A 22,331-nucleotide genomic window follows, 5' to 3' on the forward strand; every position below is an offset into this window, starting at 1 on the left:
AGCCATGGAACTCGACCGGGTTATCTACAATCAAACTGTTCAGATAACCCAGTCGGAGTCACCCATCATGCGTCTCAAATATGCTGTCGCCACCCTCGCCGTGCTTTCCCTCCCAGTTGGATCGGCCATGGCCGACAGCTTCTGGCGTAATGTCATCTCATCGGGCGCCACCACCGGCTCGACGTACCTGACCTTCAAGGACCACAAGCTGGTCGTCGCCGCCCAGGACGACGCCGGCAGCTTCGTCGCCAGTGACGGCGGTATCCGTGGCCCATACCTGGAAGCCGCCATGCAGAAGGTGCGGGCAGACAATCCAGGCCTGAAAGCCACCGACATGGAGTTGGCCAACGCCATCCTGGCGAAAAACGCAGTTGCTGCCGAGTAAATCCGGTGCGTGAAAAAGCCGCTTTAGAGCGGCTTTTTTTTGCCTGTTTTTCGACGATACGTTTACAGGCGACAGGCTATATTCAGTTGCCCCGTGCGACGATGCCGGGGTTGATTTGAGTTTTTATTCTTGGTCTTTCTCCTGCGGGTACCTTCAACATCATGAGCCAACTGCCTTTCCTGCCGTTTTCAAAACCCAGCATTGACGAAGCCACCATTGCGGCGGTCGGTGATGTGTTGCGCTCGGGCTGGATCACCAGCGGGCCAAAGGTGCAGGCGTTCGAAGCACAGCTATCGGAGTACTTTGGTGGACGGCCGGTGCGCACCTTCAACTCCGGCACCTGCACCATGGAAATTGCCCTGCGCATCGCCGGGGTTGGCCAAGGGGATGAGGTGATCACCACACCGATTTCCTGGGTGGCGACCGCCAACGTGATTCTGGAGGTGGGCGCCACGCCTGTGTTTGCCGATATCGACCCCGTGACCCGCAATATTGACCTGGCCCAACTGGAAGCCGCTATCACACCGCGTACCAAGGCGATTATTCCGGTGTACCTGGCCGGCCTGCCGCTGGACATGCCGATGCTCTACGCCCTGGCCAACAAGTATGGGCTGCGTGTCGTCGAAGATGCCGCACAGGCGCTCGGGTCCAGCTGGGATGGCCAGAGGATCGGCGCCACCGGGGATTTTGTCTCGTTCAGCTTCCAGGCAAACAAGAACATCACCTCTTGCGAAGGCGGCTGCCTGGTGTTGAACAACGCCGAAGAAGCACGCCTGGCGGAAAAGTACCGGCTGCAAGGCGTGACTCGCAGCGGCTTCGATGGCCTGGATGTGGATGTGCTGGGCGGCAAGTTCAACATGACCGATGTCGCCGCGGCGGTTGGCCTGGGCCAATTTGCCAACATCGAGCAGATCACTGCCCATCGACAGGCCCTGGCCCGGCATTACTTCGAGTGTTTTGGCAGCGATTTCGAGGCGACATACGGCGCGCAGTTGCCACCTGCCGACTTCGAAAACAGCAACTGGCACTTGTTCCAGCTGGTACTGCCTGAGCGCCAGGATGGCCTGCCAGCCCGCGCCACGTTCATGGAGCAGATGCAGGCCCAGGGCGTGGGCATTGGCTATCACTACCCGCCGATCCATCTGCTGAGTTTGTACCGGGCACAGGGGTTCAAGGAAGGCATGTTCCCGGTGGCAGAACGAGTCGGGCGTTTGATTGTGTCGTTGCCGATGTTTACGGCGATGACCAAGGCGGATGTAGAGCGCGCGGTTGCGGCGGTGAAGCAGGTGCTCAAGCCCTGACCTTTGTTGTAGGAGCCGGCAAGCCGGCTCCTACACAGGGGGGGTGTTACTCGCCGATGGCAGCCTTGTAGCCGGCGGCATCCAGCAGTTTTTCCAGTTCGGCGGTATTGCTTGGCTTGACCTTGAAGATCCACGCCTCATAAGGCTTTTCGTTGAGCGACTCAGGGGCATCGGTCAGATCCTCGTTGACCGCAATCACTTCACCCGAAACTGGCGAGTAAATATCCGAAGCAGCCTTCACTGATTCCACGACGCCCGCTGCGTCGCCTGCAGCAAATACCTTGCCCACTTCAGCCAACTCAACGAAGACCACATCACCCAGTGCTTCCTGGGCGTGATCGGAGATCCCGACGGTCACCGAGCCATCAGCTTCCAGGCGTGCCCATTCGTGGCTTTCGGCAAAACGCAGTTCGGCAGGGATATTGCTCATAGTCTGTGTCCTCAAAAGAAATGTCAGCAGCCATTGGCCTGCCGGAAAAGGTTAGATCAAGGTTTTGCCATGGCGCACGAAGGTCGGCTTGACCACTCGCACCGGGTACCATTTGCCGCGAATCTCTACCTCGGCGCGGTCGGCGGTTGCCATCGGTACACGCGCCAGGGCAATGGATTTACTCAGCGTAGGAGAGAAACTACCACTGGTGATCTCTCCTTCGCCAACATCGGCGATACGAACCACCTGGTGAGCGCGTAAAACCCCACGCTCCTCCAGCACCAGACCCACCAGTTTGAGCTGAACCCCAGCCTCACGCTCGGCTTCCAGGGCCGCACGCCCGATGAACGCGCGGCTGGCGGGTTCCCAGGCGATGCTCCAGGCCATATTGGCGGCCAGAGGGGACACATTCAGGTGGATATCCTGGCCGTAAAGGTTCATGCCGGCCTCCAGGCGCAGGGTGTCGCGCGCGCCCAGGCCGATGGGCGAGATGCCCGCACCGACCAGGTCGTTGAAAAAACCCGGGGCCTGGTCGGCGGGCAGGACGATTTCCAGGCCATCTTCGCCGGTATAGCCCGTGCGCGCGATGAACCAGTCGCCGTCGGCACGGCCCTCGAAGGGCTTGAGCTGGTGGATCAACACGCCACGAGACTGGGTGACCAGTTCGGCAATCTTGTGTCGGGCCTGGGGCCCCTGGATAGCCAGCATGGCCAGGTCCGGGCGCTCACGCATCATCACCTGGTAGCTGCCCAGCTGGGCCTGCATCCAGGCGATATCCTGGTCGCGGGTGGCCGCGTTGACCACCAGCCGGTAACCGTCTTCGGTGCGGTAGACAATCATGTCGTCCACCACCCCGCCCTGCTCGTTGAGCATGGCGCTGTACAGCGCATGGCCGCAGCCATGCAAACGACCGACATCATTGGCCAGCAGGTACTGTAGCCACTCCCTGGCCTGATGGCCCGAGATGTCGATCACGGTCATGTGGGAAACATCAAACACCCCACAGTCACGGCGCACCTGATGGTGCTCCTCGACTTGCGAGCCGTAGTGCAGAGGCATATCCCAACCGCCAAAATCGACCATTTTCGCGCCGAGGGCGAGATGCAGGTCATACAGAGGCGTACGCTGTCCCATGGGTTTCTCCTTCCGGGCGTGGCGAAGGTGCGGACGGTCGCCGTTCGGGCTACACACCTTGAAATACAAGGCCTGCAGCCACAATCAGCCACCCTGCCCGAAAGACGGGCCGCACCGAATGCCGCGCATTGTAGCCTCAAGCCGTAGGACTGGCACCTAACCGATTCGTCGCGCCGAACGTCGGATCAAGCCGATGACCGGCAACAGGCCGACCAATACCAGGGTCAGTGCAGGCAAGGAGGCACGCGCCCACTCGCCTTCGCTGGTCATCTCGAAGATGCGCACGGCCAGGGTATCCCAGCCGAATGGGCGCATCAGCAGGGTCGCGGGCATTTCCTTGAGTACATCGACAAATACCAGCAAGGCTGCACTCAAGGTGCCTGGTAGCAAGAGCGGCAGATACACTTTGCAAAACAGTCGTGGCCCACTGACCCCCAGGCTACGCGCTGCTTCCGGCAAGGATGGGCGGATGCGCGCCAGGCTGTTTTCCAGCGGGCCATAGGCCACGGCCAGGAAGCGCACCAGATAAGCCATCACCAGGGCCGACAGGCTGCCCAGCAGCAAAGGCTTGCCCGCGCCTCCCAACCAGCTGGAAAGCGGAATCACTAACTCGCGATCCAGATAGCTGAACGCCAACATGATCGACACCGCCAATACCGAACCCGGCAAGGCGTAGCCCAGGTTACCCAGGCTCACCCCGGAGCGGATGGCCCGGGTCGGCGCCAGGCGGTTGGCAAACGCCAGCAGCAGCGCCACGCTGACGGTGATCAGCGCGGCCATGCCGCCCAGGTAAAGGGTATGTACGATCAGCCCGGTGTAACGCTCGTCGAGGTCGAAACGCCCGCGCTGCCAGAACCAGGCCAGCAGTTGGATCATCGGAATGACAAACGCGCAGGCAAACACCAGGGCGCACCAGCCAGTCGCGGCGGCGGCTTTGAACCCATGCAGGTGATACAGCGCCTTGCCCCGTGGCCGCTCGTTGCTCGGGCGGCTGGCGCCACGGGCCCGGCGCTCGCCGTAGAGCACCAGCATCACCACCAACAGCAACAGGCTTGCCAGTTGCGCGGCGCTGGACAGGCTGAAAAAGCCGTACCAGGTCTTGTAGATGGCGGTGGTAAAGGTGTCGAAGTTAAACACCGACACCGCGCCGAAATCCGCCAGGGTTTCCATCAGCGCCAGGGCCACGCCGGCGCCGATGGCCGGGCGCGCCATGGGCAGGGCCACCCGCCAGAATGCCTGCCAGGGTGATTGGCCCAGCACCCGCGCCGCTTCCATCAAGCCCTTGCCCTGCGCCAGAAAGGCGGTGCGCGCCAGCAGGTAGACGTAGGGATAGAACACCAGCACCAACACGATGATCACGCCACTGGTGGAGCGCACGCGCGGCAAGCGCAGGCCTGTGCCGAACCACTCACGCAGCAGGGTCTGCACCGGCCCGGAGAAATCCAGCAGGCCCACGAAGACAAACGCCAGGACATACGCCGGGATGGCAAACGGCAGCATCAACGCCCAGTCCAGCCAGCGCCGGCCGGGGAATTCACAGAGGCTGGTCAGCCAGGCCAGGCTCACGCCCAACACCGTTACGCCAACCCCGACCCCCAACACCAGGGTCAAGGTGTTGCCCAGCAGGCGCGGCATCTGGGTGTCCCACAGGTGCGACCAGATTTGCGTGTCAATGCTTTGCCAGGACAGCAGCAGGACACTCAGCGGCAGCAGCACCAGGGCAGCGACAGTGAAGACCGGCAGGTACCAGCGGCGTTGGGCGGGGTGGGCCAAAAGGAATTCCCAAGCAGTGGATGATTTGGAGACATACACAAACCACTGTGGGAGCGGGCTTGTGTGGGAGCTGGCTTGCCTGCGATGCAGACACCTCGGTGTATCAGCGATACCGGGGTGATGCTATCGCAGGCAAGCCAGCTCCCACACAAGCCAGCTCCCACATTAGATTTGTGAAGCCTTACAAATTGTACTCAGTTCCAGCCTGCGCGATCCATCAGGCGAATCGCCTCGGCCTGGCGCTTGCCCGCGACTTCCACCGGCAAGGTGTCAGCCTTGAACTTGCCCCAGCTCGCCACTTCAGCCGAAGGCTCGACCGCCGGGTTGGCCGGGAACTCCTGGTTGACGTCGGCAAAGATCTTCTGCGCCTCAGGCGTAGTCATCCATTCCACCAGGGCCTTGGCGGCGTCCGGGTGCGGGGCGTATTTGGTCAGGCCAATGCCCGACAGGTTGACGTGCACGCCACGGTCGCCCTGGTTAGGCCAGAACAGTTTCACGGCCAGCTTCGGATCCTGCTTGTGCAGGCGCCCGTAGTAGTAGGTATTGACGATGCCCACATCGCACTGCCCGGCATTGATTGCCTGCAATACGGCGATGTCATCGGAGAACACGTCGGTGGACAGGTTGTTGACCCAGCCCTTGATGATCTCCTCGGTCTTGTCCGCGCCATGGGTCTCGATCAGGGTGGCGGTCAGCGACTGGTTATAAACCTTCTTCGCGGTGCGCAGGCACAGGCGGCCTTCCCATTGCTTGTCGGCCAGGGCTTCGTAGGTGGTCAACTCACCCGGCTTCACACGGTCGGTGGAGTAGGCGATGGTCCGCGCCCGCAGGCTCAAGCCGGTCCAGGCATGGCTTGAAGCGCGATATTGCGCAGGGATGTTGGCGTCGATCACCTTGGAGGTGAACGGCTGCAAAATGCCCATCTGCTCGGCTTGCCAGAGGTTGCCGCCATCGACGGTCAACAGCAGGTCGGCGGTGGCGTTCTGGCCTTCGGCCTTGATGCGCTGCATCAGCGGCGCTTCCTTGTCGGTGATGAACTTCACCTGTACACCGGTTTTCTTGGTGTAGGCATCGAACACCGGCTTGATCAACTCGTCGATACGAGAGGAGTAGACCACCACTTCGTCAGCCGCCTGGACGGTGGTGCTGGCGATAAGGGTGAGTGCCAGGGCAGTCAGGAGGCGCTTGGGTGCCAACATAGGTGCGGTCTCTCGTAGGAAAAGTGAGCGCAAATGATAAGGACTCACATTTAGCATCTCAACCGAACACTGGGTGGAGGCGTTACGAGATGTTGCGTGATTGGCTTCCGGGGTGCGGCAACCGGCCTCAGGTTTTGGCCAGTTCCGGTAGATCCCCAGTCAATCCCAATGCCTGGCGCACAAATACCGCCTTGGCCTCGGGCATCTGGTCGACCATCTTCAACCCGGCATTGCGCAACCAGCGCAACGGCAGTTGGTCAGCCTGGAACAACCGCTCAAAGCCCTCCATCGCCGCCATCAGCGCCAGGTTGTGGGGCATGCGCCGGCGCTCGTAGCGACTGAGCACCTTCACATCCGCCAAGCGTTCACCGCGCTCGGACGCCTGCAGCAGCACCTCGGCCAACACCGCCGCGTCGAGGAATCCCAGGTTCACGCCCTGCCCCGCCAACGGGTGGATGACATGGGCGGCATCGCCAATCAGGGCCAGGCCTTCGGCGACGTAACGCTTGGCGTGGCGCTGGCGCAACGGTACACACAGGCGTGGATCGGCGCTGATCACGCTGCCCAGGCGGCCTTCAAAGGCGCGCTCCAGTTCGCGGCAGAAGCTTTCGTCGTCCAGGGCCATCAAGCGTTCGGACTCGCTCGGTGTGGTCGACCAGACGATCGAACACCAATCTTCCTGGCCATCGCGCACCAGCGGCAGGAATGCCAGCGGACCATGGTCGGTAAAGCGCTGCCAGGCCGTGCGCTGGTGCGGTTGGCTGCTGCGCACGCTGGTGACAATGGCGTTGTGCAGGTAATCCCATTCGCGGGTGGCAGTGCCCGTCAGGCGGCGCACCGCCGAATTGGCGCCGTCGGCCGCGATCACCAACGGCGCGCGCAGGGTGCGGCCATCAGCGAGGGTCAGCAGCCAGTCATCGCCGGAGCGGCGCATCTGTTCCAGGCGCGCATTGGCCAGCAGGCCCAGGTCGCAGTCGTGCAGGCGGTCGAGCAAGGCGTCCTGGACCACGCGGTTTTCGACGATATGCCCCAACACCTCGGCATGCACACTGGCCGCCGAAAAGTGGATCTGCCCGGTGCCGCTGCCATCCCACACCTGCATCTCGCCGTAGGGACTGGCGCGGCGGCTGGCGATGCCGTCCCACACGCCCAGGCGTTCGAGGATGCGCTGGCTGGCAGCCGACAAGGCGCTCACCCGTGGTTCAAACGGGGCGTCGGCATCAAATGGCTTGACGCTCAACGGGCTACCGTCGAGCAGCAGCACTTGCAGGCCACTGCCTTGCAACGCCAGCGCCAAGGCGCTTCCGACCATTCCGGCCCCGACAATCAGCACATCTGCGCGCATGTCCATGCTTTATGCCTGCTTCGCTGGCGGCTTGCGCCGCACGTAAAGGGTTTTGTCGACTCGCGCCACCAGGGTGCCGGAGCCGTCGTGAATCTGCACTTGGAGGCGCGGCAAGTATTTATCGCCGCCCTCGGTCTGCCGCAGCACCTCATCCAGCAAGGCCTGGTCGATGGAGAACTCGGCAAACACCGGGCCTTTGCCCGGCGAGATGAAATCGATGCTCGCCGCTTTGTCCCAGACGATGTAGTCGCGCCCCAGGTTCTCCATCAGCATCAGCATGTAGAACGGGTCGACCATCGAATACAGGCTGCCGCCAAACTGCGTACCGACATAGTTGCGGTTGTACCAGCCCAGCCCCATCCGCACCTTCACATGACGAAAGTCCGCGCTCATATGCTGCACGCTGATCCCTGCGCCCAGATACGGCGGGTACAAGGTCATGACCCAACGCAATAACCGCGCCTTGCCCAGGCGCTCGATCAGCCACTTACGCATCAGGACGCGTACCCAGGCCCATGGCCTGCCGGGCGAACCAGCGCTTGGCCGGCGGCAACAGGTCCAGGCCCAGCAGGCCGAGGTTACGGCCCATGGCGACCAGCGGCTGGCCGCTGCCGAACAGGCGGGTGACCTGATCAGAGAAGCCCACGGTCATCTGCTGATCCAGGCGCTGGCGTTCGCGGTAAGCTTGCAAGGTCGCCAGGTCGCCCGGCACCGCCGGCCCGGCCAGCAAGGCCTCGGCCAAGGCATAGGCATCACGCAGGGACAGGTTGAAGCCCTGGCCGGCAATCGGGTGCAGGCTGTGGGCCGCGTTGCCGAGGATCACCAGGTGCGAGCGCACCTGCTCCTCGGCCTCCACCAGCGTCAGCGGATACAAGTGACGCGCGCCGACCTGTTTCAAGGTGCCCAGGCGGTAGCCGAACACACCCTGCAATTCACTGAGGAAGCTGCGCTCATCCAACTGCGCCAAGCGCTGGGCATCCATGCCGACACGGGTCCAGACCAGCGCGCAACGGTTGTCCGCCAGTGGCAGCAGGGCCATCGGGCCTTCGTCGGTGAAACGCTCGAACGCCTCGCCGTTGTGGGCTTCGCTGGGGGTGATGTTGGCGATCAGGGCGCTCTGGTTGTAAGGCCGTTGCTTGACGCCAATGCCCAACTGCTCGCGCAGCCCGGAGCGGCCGCCATCGGCCAATACCGCCAGGTCGCATTCGATGACGGTTTCATCGTTGAGGGTCAGGCGGTAGCCGTCGGCCAGCGGCTCCATGCGGCTGACTTCTGCCGGGCAACGCCAACTGATCACGTCTTTGTCCAGGCCTTGCCACAGGCACTGCCCGAGCCAGGCGTTTTCCACCACATAGCCCAGGGCCGGCACGCCTTCTTCCAGCGCCGACAAGCGTGCGGTAGAGAAGCGGCCACGATCGGAAACATGGATTTGCTTGATCGGCTCGGCACGCCGGGAAATGTCCTGCCATACGCCCAGGCGTTGGTAGATCTGCCGCGCACCAAAGGACAGCGCCGAAGAGCGGGCGTCGTAGCTCGGCTGATAGCTGTCGCCGGGAGCAAAGGGTTCGATCAGCACGATCTTCCAGCCCCGGGCCTTGGCCCCGGCCTGCAACGCCAGCGCCAGGCTGGCGCCCACCAGGCCGCCGCCGATAATGGCCAGGTTGACCCGGCTCATCGGGCTGCTGCCATCAGTGCTTCGATCTCGGCCACGCCCTTGGGCACGCCACCGGTCAGAATTTCACAGCCTTGCTTGGTCACCACCACGTCATCCTCGATGCGCACGCCTATGCCACGCCATTTCTTTGCCACGTTCTGGTTGTCCGGGGCAATGTAGATGCCCGGCTCCACGGTCAGGGCCATGCCCACTTCCAGCACCCGCCATTCGCCGCCAACCTTGTACTCGCCGACATCATGCACATCCATGCCCAGCCAATGCCCGGCGCGGTGCATATAGAACGCCTTGTAGGCTTCGCTGGCGATCAGCTCATCCACATCACCCTGCAACAAGCCCAACTTCACCAGCCCGGCGGTGATGACTTGCACGGTCGCCTCATGGGCCTGGTTCCAATGCTTGTTCGGCGCGATCTGCGCAAAGGCGGCTTCCTGGGAGGCCAGCACAATGTCGTAGATCGCCTTCTGCTCGGCGGAAAACTTGCCATTGACCGGCCAGGTGCGGGTGATATCGCTGGCATAGCAGTCGATTTCACAACCGGCGTCGATCAATACCAGGTCGCCGTCCTTGAGCAGCGCGTCATTCTGCTGGTAGTGCAGGATGCAACTGTTGCGCCCCGACGCGACGATGGAGCCATAGGCCGGCATCTTCGCCCCGCCCCGGCGGAACTCGTAGTCCAGCTCGGCTTCCAGGCTGAACTCATGCAACCCGGCACGGCTGGCCTGCATCGCCCGAATATGGGCAGCGCAGGAAATCCGCGCGGCTTCGCGCATCACCTTCACTTCTGCGGCGGATTTATACAGGCGCATGTCGTGCAGCAGATGATCCAGGGCAACGAATTCGTTCGGCGGCTGCGCACCGAGGTGCGCCTTGGAGCGGATCACGTTGATCCATTCCATCAGGTGCCGGTCGAATTCGGCATTGCTGCCCATGGCCGAGTACACCCGGTCCCGGCCTTCGATGAGGCCGGGCAGGATGTCGTCGATATCGGTGATCGGAAAGGCATCGTCGGCACCGTATTCGCGAATCGCGCCTTCGGTGCCGGCGCGCAGGCCGTCCCATAATTCGCGCTCGGCATTGCGTTCGCGGCAGAACAGCACGTATTCGCCGTGAATGCGCCCAGGCATCAGCACAATCACCGCTTCGGGCTCGGGGAAGCCGCTCAGGTACTGGAAGTCGCTGTCCTGGCGGTACACGTGCTCGACATCACGATTGCGGATCGCCACGGCGGCGGCGGGCAGGATCGCGATGCTGTTGGGTTCCATCTGCGCCATGAGCGCCTTGCGGCGGCGGGTGTATTCCGCTTTGGGGATATGGATCATGGGCAGGTGGGTTCCCTCTCTTAGTGCAGCGACGGCTTGGGCGCTGCGGGCTCAGCCGACTTTTTGGTCTCGGTGAACAGCAGCAGCGGCGCGACGCGCAGGTATTCCATGACTTCCATATAGTCGCCTTCGCCGTCTTCGGACTCTTCCAGGGCATCTTGCACCTGGGAGATGGCGGCCAGGTCTTGCAACACTTCCTTGGCGTCGGTGCTCAGTTCCAGGCCGCCGGCGTTCACGCCAAAGCCATGGAGGAAACCCTGGCACCATTGGCCCAGAGCCGCAGCACGCTCGGTGAGCGGCGCGTCGTCGGTTGGCAGCAGCAGGACTACGGTGACGTCATCACCGGTCAGTTCGCCTTTAACCATTTCTTGCAAACCGATCAACGCATTGCGCACGTTTTCGGTAGGCTCGGTTTCCAGCAGCTCGGCCACGTCGGCCAGCCAGTTATCGGCGTCAAAACCGACGCCGGTGCAACTGCGGCCCAACAGCACGCCATGCAGTTCGGCGGGCGAGCAAGGGTGGCCGCTGGTGCTCAGCAGTTTGGAAAAAGCGTCGTACGGGGAATTCTGAATAGGCATGATGAGCTAGGCGCCAGGCGGCGCGATGTCTAGAATGAAGCGCTGTATCCTAGCACCGGCAGACGCACCCGACTATCAAGGGCGTCAGATCGTTTATCCTGCAGTTGCCATTCATCAGACAAATCCAGTGGAACCCAATGGAAGACACCGACTTGCAAGCGCTGATGGCCAGACTCGAATTGCTAATTACCCGGGTCGAGCAACTAAAGAGTCAAAACGGACTCCTATTAGCTCAGGAAAAGACCTGGCGCGAGGAACGCGCGCACCTCATTGAAAAAAACGAAATCGCCCGGCGTAAGGTCGAATCGATGATTTCGCGCCTGAAGGCCCTGGAGCAAGACTCATGAGTTCAAGCAATAGCGTCACCGTGCAGATTCTCGACAAAGAGTATTCAATCATCTGCCCCCAGGAAGAACGCAGCAACCTGGTGAGCGCTGCCCGCTACCTGGACGGCAAGATGCGCGAGATCCGCAGCAGCGGCAAAGTCATCGGCGCCGACCGTATCGCCGTGATGGCCGCACTGAACATTACCCACGATTTATTGCATAAGCAGGAACGCCCTGACGTACAGGCCAGCGGCTCGACACGCGAGCAAGTGCGTGACCTGCTCGAGCGCGTTGACCTGGTGCTTTCTACCGATCAGGAACCACCCAAGGGCTGATTGCCGCGTCTATTTGGGGTATACTCGCCTCACTCCCTGGCGTGCTTGCCAGTCGGCGATGTCCCTGAGCCGATTCGCACTACCCTGGAAGTTGCACGTTGGGCTGGTGTGCATGTCCGCTAGACGGAAAGCCTTAAAGCCTACTGCATCTTCCACCTTGAACTTTCGGGTTCAAGGGCTAAGTCGACAGCGGTTCTGTCGGGGAGCCTGATTCCCAAACTCAATGCCAGTCCCCGGACTGGCATTGTTGTATGAGCCGACCACCATGACCGAACCTGCGCCGCTTTCCCGTCCGCAACTTCGACGCATGTTGCGCAATGCCCGTCGCGCCCTGACGCCGAGCGAGCAGCGCCGGGCCGCCATTGGCCTGTATCGGCAACTGGCACAGCACCCGCTGTTTCGCCGGGCCAAACATATTTCCCTGTACCTGCCGACGGATGGCGAAATCGATCCGCGCCTGCTGCTGCGCGCAGCCCAGCGCCGGGGCAAGGCCACCTACCTGCCGGTGCTCAGCGCCTGGCCACGGACCAAGATGGTGTTCCAACGCGTGAGCCCCAGGGAAAAGCTTGCGCCCAATCGCTTTGGCATTCTTGAGCCACGGGTCAATGTCGGGCGCCAGCGCAAGGTCTGGGCCCTGGACCTGGTGCTGCTGCCATTGGTGGGGTTCGATGATGCGGGCGGGCGACTGGGCATGGGCGGCGGTTTTTACGATCGCAGCCTGGCGTACCTGGCGCGCCGTTCGTCGTGGCGCAAGCCAACGCTGCTGGGGCTGGCCCATGAGTGCCAGAAGGTCGAACGACTGGCGCAGGCAAGCTGGGACGTGCCGTTGAATGGCACCGTTACCGATAGAAGATGGTATGTCGCAGAGGGGACGCCGCTGGAATCAACGGCGCCGAAATAGCGTCAACGCTTGAAGGTTTGTTGCTGCTGCTGTGCAAATTCAACGGGCGCTTCGGTCTTGTTCGACCACAGGCTTTGCGCATACCCGGTGGTCACGACGCCCAGACCGAACAAAATAACCAAAATCCATAGTAAATCCGGTTTGCGTTTCATCGATTGCCCCCCTTCAGGCATATCACACACGATGACAGCAACGTTCCAAAGTAGTCCGTTCCAGCTGCGTCAAGCTTAAAATCCCGGCATTCTGCGTTAACGTGAACCAACACGCAAACCTTGGCGTCAACCGACCGTCGGTTTGTCATGAAATTGACAGACAACCTGCCCAATCCCCTGCAAAGGAGCAAAACCATGGCCTATTGGCTGATGAAATCCGAGCCCGATGAGCTGTCCATCAAGGGCCTGGAAAAACTCGGCGAGGCGCGCTGGGACGGCGTGCGCAATTACCAGGCGCGCAACTTCCTGCGGGCCATGGCCGTCGGCGATGAGTTCTTCTTCTACCACTCCAGTTGCCCGGAGCCGGGGATTGCCGGCGTAGGGAAAATCATCGAAGCGGCTTACCCCGACCCGACCGCGCTGGAACCTGACAGCCATTACTTCGATGCCAAGGCCACACCCGAGAAAAATCCGTGGAGCGCCATCACCGTTGCCCACGTCAAGACCTTCCCCAAAGTCCTCGGGCTGGGCTACCTCAAGCAACAGACCGCCCTGGCCGAAATGCCCCTGGTGCAAAAAGGCAGTCGCCTGTCCGTAATGCCGGTGACAGCCGAACAATGGGCGGCGGTAATGGCCCTGCGCTAACCCCCCCTGGCCAAAGAAGCCCCCATCAACACCTCAACACCGCATCATAAAGAGCGGGTCAGGGATTCATTTGACCGGTATCAACGGCTATCGGTTACGATCCCGGCAAACTAGGACGCTAACACCGCAGGATGCACCCATGTCGACGTCACATCGCAGTTCGCAATTCTTCGCCTTTCTCCTGATATTGCTGTTGGTCGCCGCCGGCGGCTTCGGCTACTGGAAGTCCACCCTCGACCGCCTGCCAGAAGGCTTGAGCATGGGCAACGGCCGGCTGGAATCCACCGAAGTGCAGATTGCCACCAAAATCCCCGGCCGCCTGGCCGAGGTGCGGGTCGATGAAGGCGACAAGGTGCTCAAGGGCCAACTGCTGGCGCGTATCGACACCCGCACCCTGGAAGCCCAGCGTTCCCAGGCTGAAGCCGAAGTGCTGCGCGCCAAGGAAAATTTCGCCGCCGCCGAAGCCAACGTGCAACTGCGCCAAAGCGAAAACCTGCTGGCCAGCCAGGAACTCAAGCGCACCCAGGAACTGTACCGACGCGGTTTTGCCAGCGCGCAGTTGATCGATCAGCAACAGGCCCGCCAGAACACCGGCAACGCGGCAGTGGTCGCGGCCCAGGCCCAGGTGAATGCGGTCAAGGCCGCCATCGGTGCCGCCCAGGCCCAGGTGGCGCAACTGACCAGCGAGATCGACGACAGCAGCCTGCGTGCGCCCATCGACGGCATCATCCAGTTGCGCCTGGCCGAACCCGGCGAAGTGCTCGGGGCCGGCGGGCGGGTGTTGTTGTTGATCGACCCGAATGACCAGTACATGAACCTCTACCTGCCCGCCTCGGTCACCGGTCGCCTGACCGTGGGCAGCGAAGCGCGGATCGTGCTCGATGCCCTGCCGGATCAGCCGTTGCCGGCAAAAATCAGCTTTGTCGCGGCCAAATCCCAGTTCACCCCCAAAGAAGTGGAAACCCGCGACGAGCGCCAGAAACTGGTGTTCCGCGTCAAGCTGCGCCTGACTCAACCCAGCGCCGTGCCCCAGGCCAAGCCCGGCATGCCCGGCGCCGGCTACGTGCGCACTGCCGACCTGGACTGGCCGGCCAACCTGCAATGAACGGCCTGGCGCTGCACGCCACGGGTATCAACCACCGCTACGGCAAGCAACAGGCACTGATCGACATCGCCTTCAGCCTGCCGGCCGGCACCCGCTGCGGGCTGATCGGCCCGGATGGCGCGGGCAAGTCGAGCCTGCTGGGCTTGATCGCGGGGGTGAAAAAGCTGCAGGCCGGAGACTTGCAGGTGCTGGGCGGCTCCATCGAAGACCGCCGCCACCGCAACAGCCTGTACCCGTTGATCGCCTTTATGCCCCAGGGCCTGGGCGGCAACCTGTATCCCGAGCTGTCCATCAGCGAAAACATCCGCTTTTTCGCCACCCTGTTTGGCCTGTCCAAAGCCGACTGCGACCAGCGCATGCACAACCTGCTGCTGGCCACTGACCTGGCGCGCTTCGCCGACCGTCCGGCGGGCAAACTGTCGGGCGGGATGAAGCAAAAACTGGGGCTGTGCTGCGCGCTGATCCACGATCCGGATCTGTTGATCCTCGATGAGCCCACCACCGGCGTCGACCCATTGTCACGCCGCCGCTTCTGGGAGCTGGTGGAAACCGTACGCAGTGAACGCCCACAACTGACACTGCTGGTGGCCACGGCCTACATGGAGGAAGCCGAGCAGTTCGAACATTGCCTGATGCTCGACCGCGGCAAACTGATCGCCGATGGCCTGAGCCGCGACCTGGCGGCTGTCACGCCCAGCGGCAAGCTGGACGAAGCCTTTACCCATTTCCAGGGCGACAGCGCGCACAACAACCAGCCGCTGGTGATCCCACCTCGGGCGAACGACAACACTGATATCGCCATCGAAGCCCACGACCTGACCCTGCGTTTTGGCGACTTTACGGCGGTGAACAAAGTCAGCTTCGCCATCGGCCGTGGTGAGATCTTTGGTTTTCTCGGCTCCAACGGCTGTGGCAAGACCACCACCATGAAAGTCCTCACCGGGCTGATGCCGGCCAGCGAAGGCAGCGCCACACTGCTGGGCAACCCGGTGAACGCCAAGGACCTGGCGACCCGCAAGCGCGTGGGCTTCATGTCCCAGAGCTTCTCGTTGTACGGCGAGCTCAGCGTGCGCCAGAACCTGGTGCTGCACGCACAACTGTTCGACCTGCCCAAGGCTGACAGCGGCCCGCGTATCGAAGAGTTGATCCAGCGTTTTGACCTGGGCAGCGTTGCCGAACAACCTTCCGGTGAGTTGCCCCTGGGTTTGCGCCAGCGCCTGTCCCTGGCCGTGGCGGTACTGCATCGCCCGGAAGTGCTGATCCTCGACGAACCCACGTCCGGTGTGGATCCCGCCGCACGTGACGATTTCTGGCGCCTGCTGGTGGAGCTGTCCCGCGAGCAAGGGGTGACGATTTTCCTCTCCACCCACTTTATGAACGAAGCCCAGCGCTGCGACCGTATTTCCTTGATGCACGCCGGCAAGGTGCTGGCCTGCGACACGCCGCACGCACTGCAACAACAATTCCACGGCGAGACCCTGGAAGCCGCGTTCGTCACCTGCCTGGAGCAAGCCCAGCAAGCCCCGCAAGCCGACGCGCCCAGCGCGACCGTCAACACGCCGACTACGCCGCCCGTCAGCAAGCGCGGCTTCAGCCTGGCGCGCCTGCTGGCGGTGGCCAGCCGTGAAGGCAAGGAACTGCTGCGCGACAAAGTGCGCATGGCCTTTGCCCTGCTCGGGGCGATTTTCATGATGGTGATCTTCGGCTACGGCATTTCCCTGGACGTGGAGAAGCTTGCCTTCGCCGTGTACGACCAGGACCAGACGCCCCAAAGCCGGGCCTACCTGGAAGCCTTTCGCAGTTCACGCTACTTCGCCGAACAGCCGCAGATCACCGATTCGGCCGAGTTGCACCGGCGCCTGCAACGCTCGGAGATCAAACTGGCCCTGGAAATTCCACCCGGGTTTGGCCGCGATCTGTACGCCGGACGCCAACCGGCGGTGGCCGCCTGGCTTGATGGCGGCATGCCGTTTCGCGCCGAGACCAGCCGCAATTATGTAGAAGCGGTGCACCAGGCCAACCTCCAGCAATTGGCCGAACTCAACAGCACACCACGGGCCCAACCGCCTGCGGCCAAACTGGAAACGCGCTTTCGCTACAATCAGGACGTGGTCAGCGTCAATGCCATCGGCCCCGGCGTGATGGCGCTGATCCTGGCCTTTATCCCGGCAATGCTTACCGCCCTGGGCATCGTGCGTGAGAAGGAGCTGGGTTCGATTACCAACTTCTACGCCACGCCGCTGACCCGCCTGGAATTCCTCCTCGGCAAACAGGCGCCGTATCTGGTCATCAGCCTGATCAGCCTGGCCTTGCTGGTGGCAATGAATCGCTGGCTGTTCGGCGTGCCGTTCAAGGGCAGCGCTCTGACCCTGGCCTTTGGCGGCCTGCTGTACGTGCTGGCGACCACCAGCATGGGCCTCCTGATTTCCGCGTTCACCCGCACCCAGATCGCCGCGATTCTCGGCACCATGATCATCACCAGCCTGCCGACCATCCAATTCTCCGGGTTGATCGTGCCGCGCTCGTCTCTGGAAGGGGCGGCCGCGCTGATGGGCATGCTGTTTCCTGCCGGTTACTTCCTGGATGTGGCCGTCGGCACCTTCACCAAAGCCCTGGACTTGCGCCAGTTGTGGCCGCAGTGCCTGGCGCTGTTCGGGTTTTTCCTGGGGTTCACCGGGCTGAGCCTGGTCATGCTTAAGAAGCAGGAGGCCTGATGCACAAGTTCGCCCATATCCTGCGCCTGGGAATCAAGGAACTCACCAGCCTGCGCCACGACAGTGTGTTGCTGTTGTTTCTGTTCTACGCCTTCACCGTCGCCATCTATATGCCAGCGGCCGGCTCGGTGATTGGCGTGCACAACGCCAGCGTGGCCTTTGTCGATGAGGACCACGGCCAATTGTCGCGCCAGTTGGCCGAAGCCCTGCAGCCACCGGAATTCCAACCCGCCGTGCCACTGGCCTACGACCAGTTGGACAAGGTCATGGACAGCGGCCAGTACACCTTCGTGATCAACGTGCCGGCCAATTTCCAGGCAGACCTGTTGGCCGGGCGCCAACCAAGCGTACAGGTCAACGTGGATGCCACGGCGATGAGCCAGGCCTTTATGGGTGCGGGTTATATCGGGCGGATTTTCCAGCGCGAACTGCTGACCTACAGTGGCCAGCCTGACGCCAGCCAGCGGGCGCCGGCGGCCCTCACCACCCGGGCATTGTTCAACACCAACCTGGAAGGTGGCTGGTTCCTGGCGGTGATCCAGATCGTCAACAACATCACCATCCTGGCCATCGTACTGACCGGCACGGCGCTGCTGCGCGAGCGCGAACACGGCACCCTCGACCATCTGCTGGTGCTGCCGCTGACAGCGCTGGAGATCATGCTGGCGAAAATCTGGAGCAACATGCTGGTGGTGGTGCTGTGCACCTGGCTGTCGCTGGAAGTGGTGGTCAAGGGCATGCTCGGCGTGCCGCTGGCCGGGTCGTTGAGCTTGTTCCTGCTGGTGACGGCACTCTACCTGTTTGCCAGCACCGCCCTGGGCATCTTCCTGGCCACCCTCGCCCGTTCGACGCCGCAATTCGGTTTGCTGGCAATTCCGGTGATCATTCCGATGCTGCTTCTGTCTGGCGGCAGCACGCCGTTGGACAGCATGCCCGAATGGTTGCAATGGGTGATGCAGGGCTCGCCGTCGACGCACTTTGTGAGCTTGAGTGCGGCGATTCTGTTCCGGGATGCAGGAGTAAGCGTGGTGTGGCCGGACTTGCTGGCGCTAGCGGCGATTGGGTTGTTGTTTTTTGCGGTGGCGTTGGCCAGGTTCAGGAAAAGCCTGGCGTCTTGAGGCGCCCGCAAGGCTGTCATCGCAGGCAAGCCAGCTCCCACATTTTGAGGGTGAGCACCGTCAAATGTGGGCACCGGCTTTTCAGCGCGGGCTTTACTGGATGATCAAGTTGTTGAACAACAGGTCCTCAACCACCGGCTTGCCGGTTTCGTCGTTCATCACTTGTTGGGTCTGCTTCAACGCTTCCTGGCGCAACTTCTCTTTGCCTTCGACACTGCCCATGCTCTCGACAGTCTGCTGGGTAAACAACGCCACCAGTTGGTTGCGAATCAACGGTTCATTGGCCTTGATCGCCGCCGCCGCTTCCGGGCCGGTCACGCGCAGGGCCACATCGGCCTTGTACACCCGCAGTTTCGGGCCGCCATCCAAGGCGTAGTTGCCCACAAAAGGCGGCGTCAGGCTGTAATAGCTGACCTTCGGCGCTTCGCCTTCCTTGGCTTCTTCGGCATGGGCCGCCATCGGCAACGTCAGGGCCAGCATCAACAGGATCCACGCTTTCACAGTTCATTCCTCAAATTCGGTTGCCAGTAGCATAACGCTAGCAAGGCAGAGCACAAGCTTATGGCGACTTATCAGGCCGGGGCATGCTCGTTGACCCGTGACCTTACCCACCTACACTTATCGGCCAATACGCCAAAAGGAATAGTCCGATGAAAGCCGTGCTGTGCAAAGCCTTCGGCCCTGCCGAAACCCTGGTGTTGGAAGACGTCGCCAGCCCCGCGATCAAGAAGAACGAGATCCTGCTGGATGTGCATGCCGCCGGGGTGAATTTCCCGGACACGCTGATCATCGAGGGCAAGTACCAGTTCAAGCCACCCTTCCCGTTCTCGCCGGGTGGCGAAGCGGCAGGCGTGGTCAGCGAAGTCGGGGAAAAGGTCAGCCACCTCAAGGTCGGCGACCGGGTCATGGCGTTGACCGGCTGGGGTAGCTTTGCCGAACAGGTCGCGGTACCGGGCTATAACGTACTGCCGATCCCGCCGAGCATGGACTTCAACACCGCCGCCGCCTTCAGCATGACCTACGGCACCTCGATGCACGCGCTCAAGCAGCGCGGCCACCTGGTGGCCGGCGAGACCCTGCTGGTACTGGGTGCGTCCGGTGGCGTGGGGCTGGCCGCTGTGGAAATCGGCAAGGCCATGGGCGCCCGGGTGATCGCTGCCGCCAGCAGCGCCGACAAGCTGGCTGTGGCCAAGGCGGCGGGTGCCGATGAGTTGATTAACTACAGCGAAACCAACCTCAAGGATGAAATCAAGCGCCTGACCGATGGCAATGGCGCCGACGTGATCTACGACCCGGTAGGTGGCGACCTGTTTGACCAGGCCATCCGCGCCATCGCCTGGAACGGGCGCCTGTTGGTGGTGGGCTTTGCCAGCGGGCGTATTCCTGAGTTGCCAGTGAACCTGGCGCTGCTCAAGGGCGCGGCGGTGGTCGGGGTGTTCTGGGGCTCGTTCGCCCAGCGCCAGCCCCAGGATAATGCGGCGAATTTCCAGCAACTGTTCAGTTGGTATGCCGAGGGGAAGCTGAAGCCACTGGTTTCGCAGGTGTACCCGCTGGATAACGCCGCCCAGGCGATCAATGACCTGGGGCAGCGCAAGGCGGTGGGCAAGGTGGTCGTCCAGGTCCGCCACTGATCTGTGGAGGAGCTGGCTTGCCTGCGATAGCGGTCCGTCAGCTCCACCTGTTTAGCTGAGCCACCGCTATCGCTGGCAAGCCAGCTCCTACAGTTGAGTCGCGGGGTTCTGAGGAATTTGATTACGACGCATATTTATCTATTAGCGACATGTTCGTAAAAGAACATGCAATTACTCCAGTTTCCTGTGTTTGCAGATAAGAGGCGATGCTATTTTCGGTAACGAAACTGTAACATTCGCATCCGCAGTCAAAACAAGAAATTTGGAGCTCTTGAATGTTTGCTTTCTTTCGTCCTGCCCCTCATCAGGCACCCCTGCCTGAAGAAAAGATCGACAGTACTTACCGACGACTGCGCTGGCAGATCTTCGCCGGTATTTTCTTTGGCTACGCGGGTTACTACCTGCTGCGCAAGAACTTCTCCCTGGCCATGCCGTATTTGATCGACGAGGGTTACACCCGTGGTCAACTGGGCCTGGCCATGTCGGCGATCGCCATTGCCTATGGCCTGTCCAAGTTCCTCATGGGCCTGGTGTCCGACCGCTCCAACCCGCGCTACTTCCTGCCTTTTGGCTTGCTGGTGTCGGCGGGGGTGATGTTCATTTTCGGTTTCGCGCCTTGGGCCACCTCCAGCGTGACGATGATGTTCATTTTGCTGTTCATCAACGGCTGGGCCCAGGGCATGGGCTGGCCGCCGAGCGGACGGACCATGGTGCACTGGTGGTCGCAGAAAGAACGCGGCGGCGTGGTGTCGGTGTGGAACGTGGCGCATAACGTCGGCGGCGGCTTGATCGGCCCGCTGTTCCTGCTGGGTATGGCCTGGTTCAACGACTGGCACGCGGCGTTCTATGTACCGGCCACTGTAGCCTTGGCGGTAGCGGCGTTTGCCTTCATCACCATGCGCGACACCCCACAGTCGGTGGGCCTGCCGCCTATCGAGAAGTACAAGAACGACTACCCGGAAGGTTACGACGACAGCCACGAAGACGAATTCAGCGCCAAGGAAATCTTCGTCAAGTACGTGCTGCGCAACAAAATGCTCTGGTACATCGCCTTCGCCAACGTGTTCGTGTACCTGCTGCGCTACGGCGTGCTGGACTGGGCACCGACCTACCTCAAGGAAGCCAAGCACTTCACGGTCGACAAGTCGTCCTGGGCGTACTTCTTCTATGAGTGGGCAGGGATTCCGGGCACGCTGCTGTGCGGCTGGATGTCAGACAAGATCTTCCGTGGCAACCGAGGCCTGACCGGCATTGTGTTCATGGCGTTGGTCACCGTGGCGACTCTGGTTTACTGGCTCAACCCGCCAGGCAACCCGATGGTCGACATGATCGCGCTGTTCTCCATTGGCTTCCTGATCTACGGCCCGGTGATGCTGATCGGCCTGCAGGCACTGGAACTGGCGCCGAAGAAAGCCGCCGGTACAGCCGCAGGTTTTACCGGCCTGTTCGGTTACCTGGGCGGTTCGGTAGCGGCCAGTGCGGCCATGGGCTACACCGTGGACCACTTCGGCTGGGATGGCGGCTTTGTGCTGCTGATCGGCGCGTGCCTGTTGGCTATCGCGTTCCTGATTCCTACGCTGTGGCACACCAATAGCGTCAGCTCGGCGCGTTAATCGCCGCGACGCCTTTGGCACATCGCTTGAGCCGCGCCTCCAGATTCTTGTCTGGCATGGCGTGGCTACGCAGGGCGTTGACGGTCTGCTCGACATAATCGCGAGTAGTGCCGTAGCGCCCGCAAGCGCTGGCGAATACCTGGTTCAGCACGCTGTCGGGCAAGTTGCCGGCGTAGCTGGGCAAGTGCCGCTCCAGCACAAAACCCAACGCCTGCACCTGACTGCCGTCTTCAAGCCGGCAACTGAGCCAGTGTGGCCGATACGAAGGGTAAGGCATCTCCCGCTGCCACAAGGCATAGAGCGAAGCCTCCAACTGCTCCTCCGGCAGGCGATAGGCAAAGCCACTGCACGAGCCGCCGCGATCCAGGCCAAACACCAGCCCCGGCAACTCCGGCGTACCCCGATGCTCGTGGGACCACAGATACAGGCCCCGGTGATAACCGTGGACCCGTGCCCGCAGGCGCTGGGTGGCCGAACACTCGGGACGCCAGATCAGCGAGCCGTAGGCAAACAACCAGACCGGCCCACCCTTGTGCAGGCCCATGGTGGCCTGCATTGAGCTCATCAATTGTTCGTGAGTGAGTTGCGGCCCCAGATCGAGCCGCGGAGGGTAAGCCAATTGCAGAAGTTCGGATTCAATAACGGTCATGGC

General features: G+C 61.9%; 23 protein-coding genes and 1 other RNA gene. 12 read left to right on the top strand and 12 right to left on the bottom strand.

The features are described from left to right. Nucleotides 1–67: 67 nt before the first annotated feature. Nucleotides 68–385: a DUF2388 domain-containing protein gene (locus tag HKK57_RS07860; RefSeq protein WP_029289499.1), complete on the top strand. Its 318-nt coding sequence runs from the start codon at nt 68–70 to the stop codon at nt 383–385. A 161-nt stretch (nt 386–546) separates the two neighbouring features. Continuing rightward, nucleotides 547–1,686 (top strand): DegT/DnrJ/EryC1/StrS family aminotransferase, encoded by a 1,140-nt coding sequence (locus HKK57_RS07865; RefSeq protein ID WP_133715266.1) that lies wholly within the window; start codon nt 547–549, stop codon nt 1,684–1,686. A gap of 46 nt (nt 1,687–1,732) precedes the next feature. Here the strand turns inward: HKK57_RS07865 and gcvH are convergent, their stop codons facing one another. The 9 genes from gcvH to HKK57_RS07910 form a co-directional block, all read right to left on the bottom strand. Continuing rightward, a complete protein-coding gene (gcvH, locus tag HKK57_RS07870) occupies nt 1,733–2,116 on the bottom strand; it encodes a glycine cleavage system protein GcvH (RefSeq protein WP_029289503.1) in 384 nt (127 codons plus the stop codon). Nucleotides 2,117–2,167: 51 nt separating this feature from the next. Further along, nucleotides 2,168–3,250 carry a glycine cleavage system aminomethyltransferase GcvT gene (gene gcvT / locus HKK57_RS07875; RefSeq protein ID WP_092231261.1) on the bottom strand — a complete coding sequence of 361 codons (1,083 nt, stop codon included), beginning with the start codon at nt 3,248–3,250 and terminating at the stop codon, nt 2,168–2,170. A gap of 156 nt (nt 3,251–3,406) precedes the next feature. Then, nucleotides 3,407–5,023: an ABC transporter permease gene (locus HKK57_RS07880; protein WP_070994014.1), complete on the bottom strand. Its 1,617-nt coding sequence runs from the start codon at nt 5,021–5,023 to the stop codon at nt 3,407–3,409. Between the two features lie 194 nt (nt 5,024–5,217). Then, complete coding sequence (locus HKK57_RS07885) at nt 5,218–6,222, bottom strand: extracellular solute-binding protein (protein WP_029289509.1); 1,005 nt, start codon at nt 6,220–6,222, stop codon at nt 5,218–5,220. A gap of 127 nt (nt 6,223–6,349) precedes the next feature. After that, nucleotides 6,350–7,567 carry a 2-octaprenyl-3-methyl-6-methoxy-1,4-benzoquinol hydroxylase gene (locus tag HKK57_RS07890; protein WP_175581882.1) on the bottom strand — a complete coding sequence of 406 codons (1,218 nt, stop codon included), beginning with the start codon at nt 7,565–7,567 and terminating at the stop codon, nt 6,350–6,352. Nucleotides 7,568–7,576: 9 nt separating this feature from the next. Next, nucleotides 7,577–8,062: a DUF4442 domain-containing protein gene (locus HKK57_RS07895; RefSeq protein WP_029289513.1), complete on the bottom strand. Its 486-nt coding sequence runs from the start codon at nt 8,060–8,062 to the stop codon at nt 7,577–7,579. Continuing rightward, nucleotides 8,055–9,242: a 2-octaprenyl-6-methoxyphenyl hydroxylase gene (ubiH, locus tag HKK57_RS07900; RefSeq protein ID WP_029289515.1), complete on the bottom strand. Its 1,188-nt coding sequence runs from the start codon at nt 9,240–9,242 to the stop codon at nt 8,055–8,057. Before ubiH ends, HKK57_RS07895 begins: the two co-directional genes overlap by 8 nt. Further along, nucleotides 9,239–10,561, bottom strand: a complete 1,323-nt coding sequence (pepP, locus tag HKK57_RS07905) for a Xaa-Pro aminopeptidase (protein ID WP_029289518.1) — start codon at nt 10,559–10,561, stop codon at nt 9,239–9,241. The genes ubiH and pepP overlap by 4 nt, the downstream gene beginning before the upstream one ends. Nucleotides 10,562–10,581: 20 nt before the next feature. Then, complete coding sequence (locus tag HKK57_RS07910; RefSeq protein ID WP_017739071.1) at nt 10,582–11,139, bottom strand: YecA/YgfB family protein; 558 nt, start codon at nt 11,137–11,139, stop codon at nt 10,582–10,584. A 137-nt stretch (nt 11,140–11,276) separates the two neighbouring features. On the opposite strand from HKK57_RS07910, the gene HKK57_RS07915 reads away from it, so the two are divergent. The 4 genes from HKK57_RS07915 to HKK57_RS07930 all read left to right on the top strand — a co-directional run bounded on the left by HKK57_RS07915 (nt 11,277) and on the right by HKK57_RS07930 (nt 12,701). Continuing rightward, on the top strand, nt 11,277–11,486 hold the full coding sequence (locus HKK57_RS07915) for a TIGR02449 family protein (protein ID WP_007982902.1): 210 nt from the start codon (nt 11,277–11,279) through the stop codon (nt 11,484–11,486). After that, complete coding sequence (locus tag HKK57_RS07920) at nt 11,483–11,800, top strand: cell division protein ZapA (RefSeq protein WP_029289530.1); 318 nt, start codon at nt 11,483–11,485, stop codon at nt 11,798–11,800. Before HKK57_RS07915 ends, HKK57_RS07920 begins: the two co-directional genes overlap by 4 nt. A 30-nt stretch (nt 11,801–11,830) precedes the next feature. After that, nucleotides 11,831–12,009: non-coding RNA, 6S RNA (gene ssrS / locus HKK57_RS07925), on the top strand. 56 nt (nt 12,010–12,065) lie between these two features. Further along, entirely contained in the window at nt 12,066–12,701 is a 636-nt protein-coding gene (locus HKK57_RS07930) for a 5-formyltetrahydrofolate cyclo-ligase (RefSeq protein ID WP_104911161.1), read from the top strand. Nucleotides 12,702–12,703: 2 nt separating this feature from the next. Here the strand turns inward: HKK57_RS07930 and HKK57_RS07935 are convergent, their stop codons facing one another. Further along, the gene (locus tag HKK57_RS07935) at nt 12,704–12,853 is read right to left on the bottom strand and encodes a hypothetical protein (protein ID WP_092231272.1); all 150 of its coding nucleotides are present in this window, start codon (nt 12,851–12,853) and stop codon (nt 12,704–12,706) included. Nucleotides 12,854–13,048: 195 nt separating this feature from the next. Here HKK57_RS07935 and HKK57_RS07940 point away from each other — a divergent pair, with 195 nt between their 5' ends. From HKK57_RS07940 to HKK57_RS07955, 4 genes are all read left to right on the top strand, one after another. Continuing rightward, nucleotides 13,049–13,498, top strand: coding sequence for an EVE domain-containing protein (locus HKK57_RS07940; RefSeq protein WP_029289534.1), 450 nt, complete (start codon nt 13,049–13,051; stop codon nt 13,496–13,498). A gap of 139 nt (nt 13,499–13,637) precedes the next feature. Continuing rightward, nucleotides 13,638–14,603, top strand: coding sequence for an HlyD family secretion protein (locus HKK57_RS07945; protein WP_029289536.1), 966 nt, complete (start codon nt 13,638–13,640; stop codon nt 14,601–14,603). After that, the gene (gene rbbA, locus HKK57_RS07950; protein ID WP_169390006.1) at nt 14,600–17,317 is read left to right on the top strand and encodes a ribosome-associated ATPase/putative transporter RbbA; all 2,718 of its coding nucleotides are present in this window, start codon (nt 14,600–14,602) and stop codon (nt 17,315–17,317) included. The genes HKK57_RS07945 and rbbA overlap by 4 nt, the downstream gene beginning before the upstream one ends. Then, nucleotides 17,317–18,435, top strand: coding sequence for an ABC transporter permease (locus tag HKK57_RS07955; RefSeq protein ID WP_070994018.1), 1,119 nt, complete (start codon nt 17,317–17,319; stop codon nt 18,433–18,435). Before rbbA ends, HKK57_RS07955 begins: the two co-directional genes overlap by 1 nt. A gap of 93 nt (nt 18,436–18,528) precedes the next feature. On the opposite strand, the gene HKK57_RS07960 is transcribed toward HKK57_RS07955, so the two are convergent. Beyond that, entirely contained in the window at nt 18,529–18,936 is a 408-nt protein-coding gene (locus tag HKK57_RS07960) for a flagellar basal body-associated protein FliL (protein ID WP_029289542.1), read from the bottom strand. Nucleotides 18,937–19,085: 149 nt separating this feature from the next. Between HKK57_RS07960 and HKK57_RS07965 the strand changes: the two genes are divergently transcribed. Further along, the gene (locus tag HKK57_RS07965; RefSeq protein WP_029289544.1) at nt 19,086–20,066 is read left to right on the top strand and encodes an NADPH:quinone oxidoreductase family protein; all 981 of its coding nucleotides are present in this window, start codon (nt 19,086–19,088) and stop codon (nt 20,064–20,066) included. 275 nt (nt 20,067–20,341) lie between these two features. After that, a complete protein-coding gene (gene glpT / locus HKK57_RS07970; RefSeq protein WP_029289546.1) occupies nt 20,342–21,679 on the top strand; it encodes a glycerol-3-phosphate transporter in 1,338 nt (445 codons plus the stop codon). Here glpT and HKK57_RS07975 read toward each other — a convergent pair. Further along, nucleotides 21,663–22,328, bottom strand: a complete 666-nt coding sequence (locus tag HKK57_RS07975) for a gamma-glutamylcyclotransferase (protein WP_029289548.1) — start codon at nt 22,326–22,328, stop codon at nt 21,663–21,665. The genes glpT and HKK57_RS07975 overlap by 17 nt on opposite strands. Nucleotides 22,329–22,331: the final 3 nt, after the last annotated feature.

This window comes from Pseudomonas sp. ADAK21, from assembly GCF_012935735.1.
Lineage (GTDB): Bacteria > Pseudomonadota > Gammaproteobacteria > Pseudomonadales > Pseudomonadaceae > Aquipseudomonas > Aquipseudomonas proteolytica.

What these genes read in the sequence shown, in the direction of transcription:
- HKK57_RS07860 (WP_029289499.1), top strand. Translation starts at nt 68, where the DNA reads ATGCGTCTCAAATATGCTGTCGCCACCCTCGCCGTGCTTTCCCTCCCA.
- glpT (WP_029289546.1), top strand. Translation starts at nt 20,342, where the DNA reads ATGTTTGCTTTCTTTCGTCCTGCCCCTCATCAGGCACCCCTGCCTGAA.
- HKK57_RS07865 (WP_133715266.1), top strand. Translation starts at nt 547, where the DNA reads ATGAGCCAACTGCCTTTCCTGCCGTTTTCAAAACCCAGCATTGACGAA.
- rbbA (WP_169390006.1), top strand. Translation starts at nt 14,600, where the DNA reads ATGAACGGCCTGGCGCTGCACGCCACGGGTATCAACCACCGCTACGGC.
- HKK57_RS07915 (WP_007982902.1), top strand. Translation starts at nt 11,277, where the DNA reads ATGGAAGACACCGACTTGCAAGCGCTGATGGCCAGACTCGAATTGCTA.
- ubiH (WP_029289515.1), bottom strand. Translation starts at nt 9,242, where the DNA reads ATGAGCCGGGTCAACCTGGCCATTATCGGCGGCGGCCTGGTGGGCGCC.
- HKK57_RS07940 (WP_029289534.1), top strand. Translation starts at nt 13,049, where the DNA reads ATGGCCTATTGGCTGATGAAATCCGAGCCCGATGAGCTGTCCATCAAG.
- HKK57_RS07920 (WP_029289530.1), top strand. Translation starts at nt 11,483, where the DNA reads ATGAGTTCAAGCAATAGCGTCACCGTGCAGATTCTCGACAAAGAGTAT.
- HKK57_RS07935 (WP_092231272.1), bottom strand. Translation starts at nt 12,853, where the DNA reads ATGAAACGCAAACCGGATTTACTATGGATTTTGGTTATTTTGTTCGGT.
- HKK57_RS07895 (WP_029289513.1), bottom strand. Translation starts at nt 8,062, where the DNA reads ATGCGTAAGTGGCTGATCGAGCGCCTGGGCAAGGCGCGGTTATTGCGT.
- pepP (WP_029289518.1), bottom strand. Translation starts at nt 10,561, where the DNA reads ATGATCCATATCCCCAAAGCGGAATACACCCGCCGCCGCAAGGCGCTC.
- HKK57_RS07910 (WP_017739071.1), bottom strand. Translation starts at nt 11,139, where the DNA reads ATGCCTATTCAGAATTCCCCGTACGACGCTTTTTCCAAACTGCTGAGC.
- HKK57_RS07975 (WP_029289548.1), bottom strand. Translation starts at nt 22,328, where the DNA reads ATGACCGTTATTGAATCCGAACTTCTGCAATTGGCTTACCCTCCGCGG.
- gcvH (WP_029289503.1), bottom strand. Translation starts at nt 2,116, where the DNA reads ATGAGCAATATCCCTGCCGAACTGCGTTTTGCCGAAAGCCACGAATGG.
- HKK57_RS07945 (WP_029289536.1), top strand. Translation starts at nt 13,638, where the DNA reads ATGTCGACGTCACATCGCAGTTCGCAATTCTTCGCCTTTCTCCTGATA.
- HKK57_RS07965 (WP_029289544.1), top strand. Translation starts at nt 19,086, where the DNA reads ATGAAAGCCGTGCTGTGCAAAGCCTTCGGCCCTGCCGAAACCCTGGTG.
- HKK57_RS07955 (WP_070994018.1), top strand. Translation starts at nt 17,317, where the DNA reads ATGCACAAGTTCGCCCATATCCTGCGCCTGGGAATCAAGGAACTCACC.
- HKK57_RS07885 (WP_029289509.1), bottom strand. Translation starts at nt 6,222, where the DNA reads ATGTTGGCACCCAAGCGCCTCCTGACTGCCCTGGCACTCACCCTTATC.
- HKK57_RS07890 (WP_175581882.1), bottom strand. Translation starts at nt 7,567, where the DNA reads ATGCGCGCAGATGTGCTGATTGTCGGGGCCGGAATGGTCGGAAGCGCC.
- HKK57_RS07930 (WP_104911161.1), top strand. Translation starts at nt 12,066, where the DNA reads ATGACCGAACCTGCGCCGCTTTCCCGTCCGCAACTTCGACGCATGTTG.
- gcvT (WP_092231261.1), bottom strand. Translation starts at nt 3,250, where the DNA reads ATGGGACAGCGTACGCCTCTGTATGACCTGCATCTCGCCCTCGGCGCG.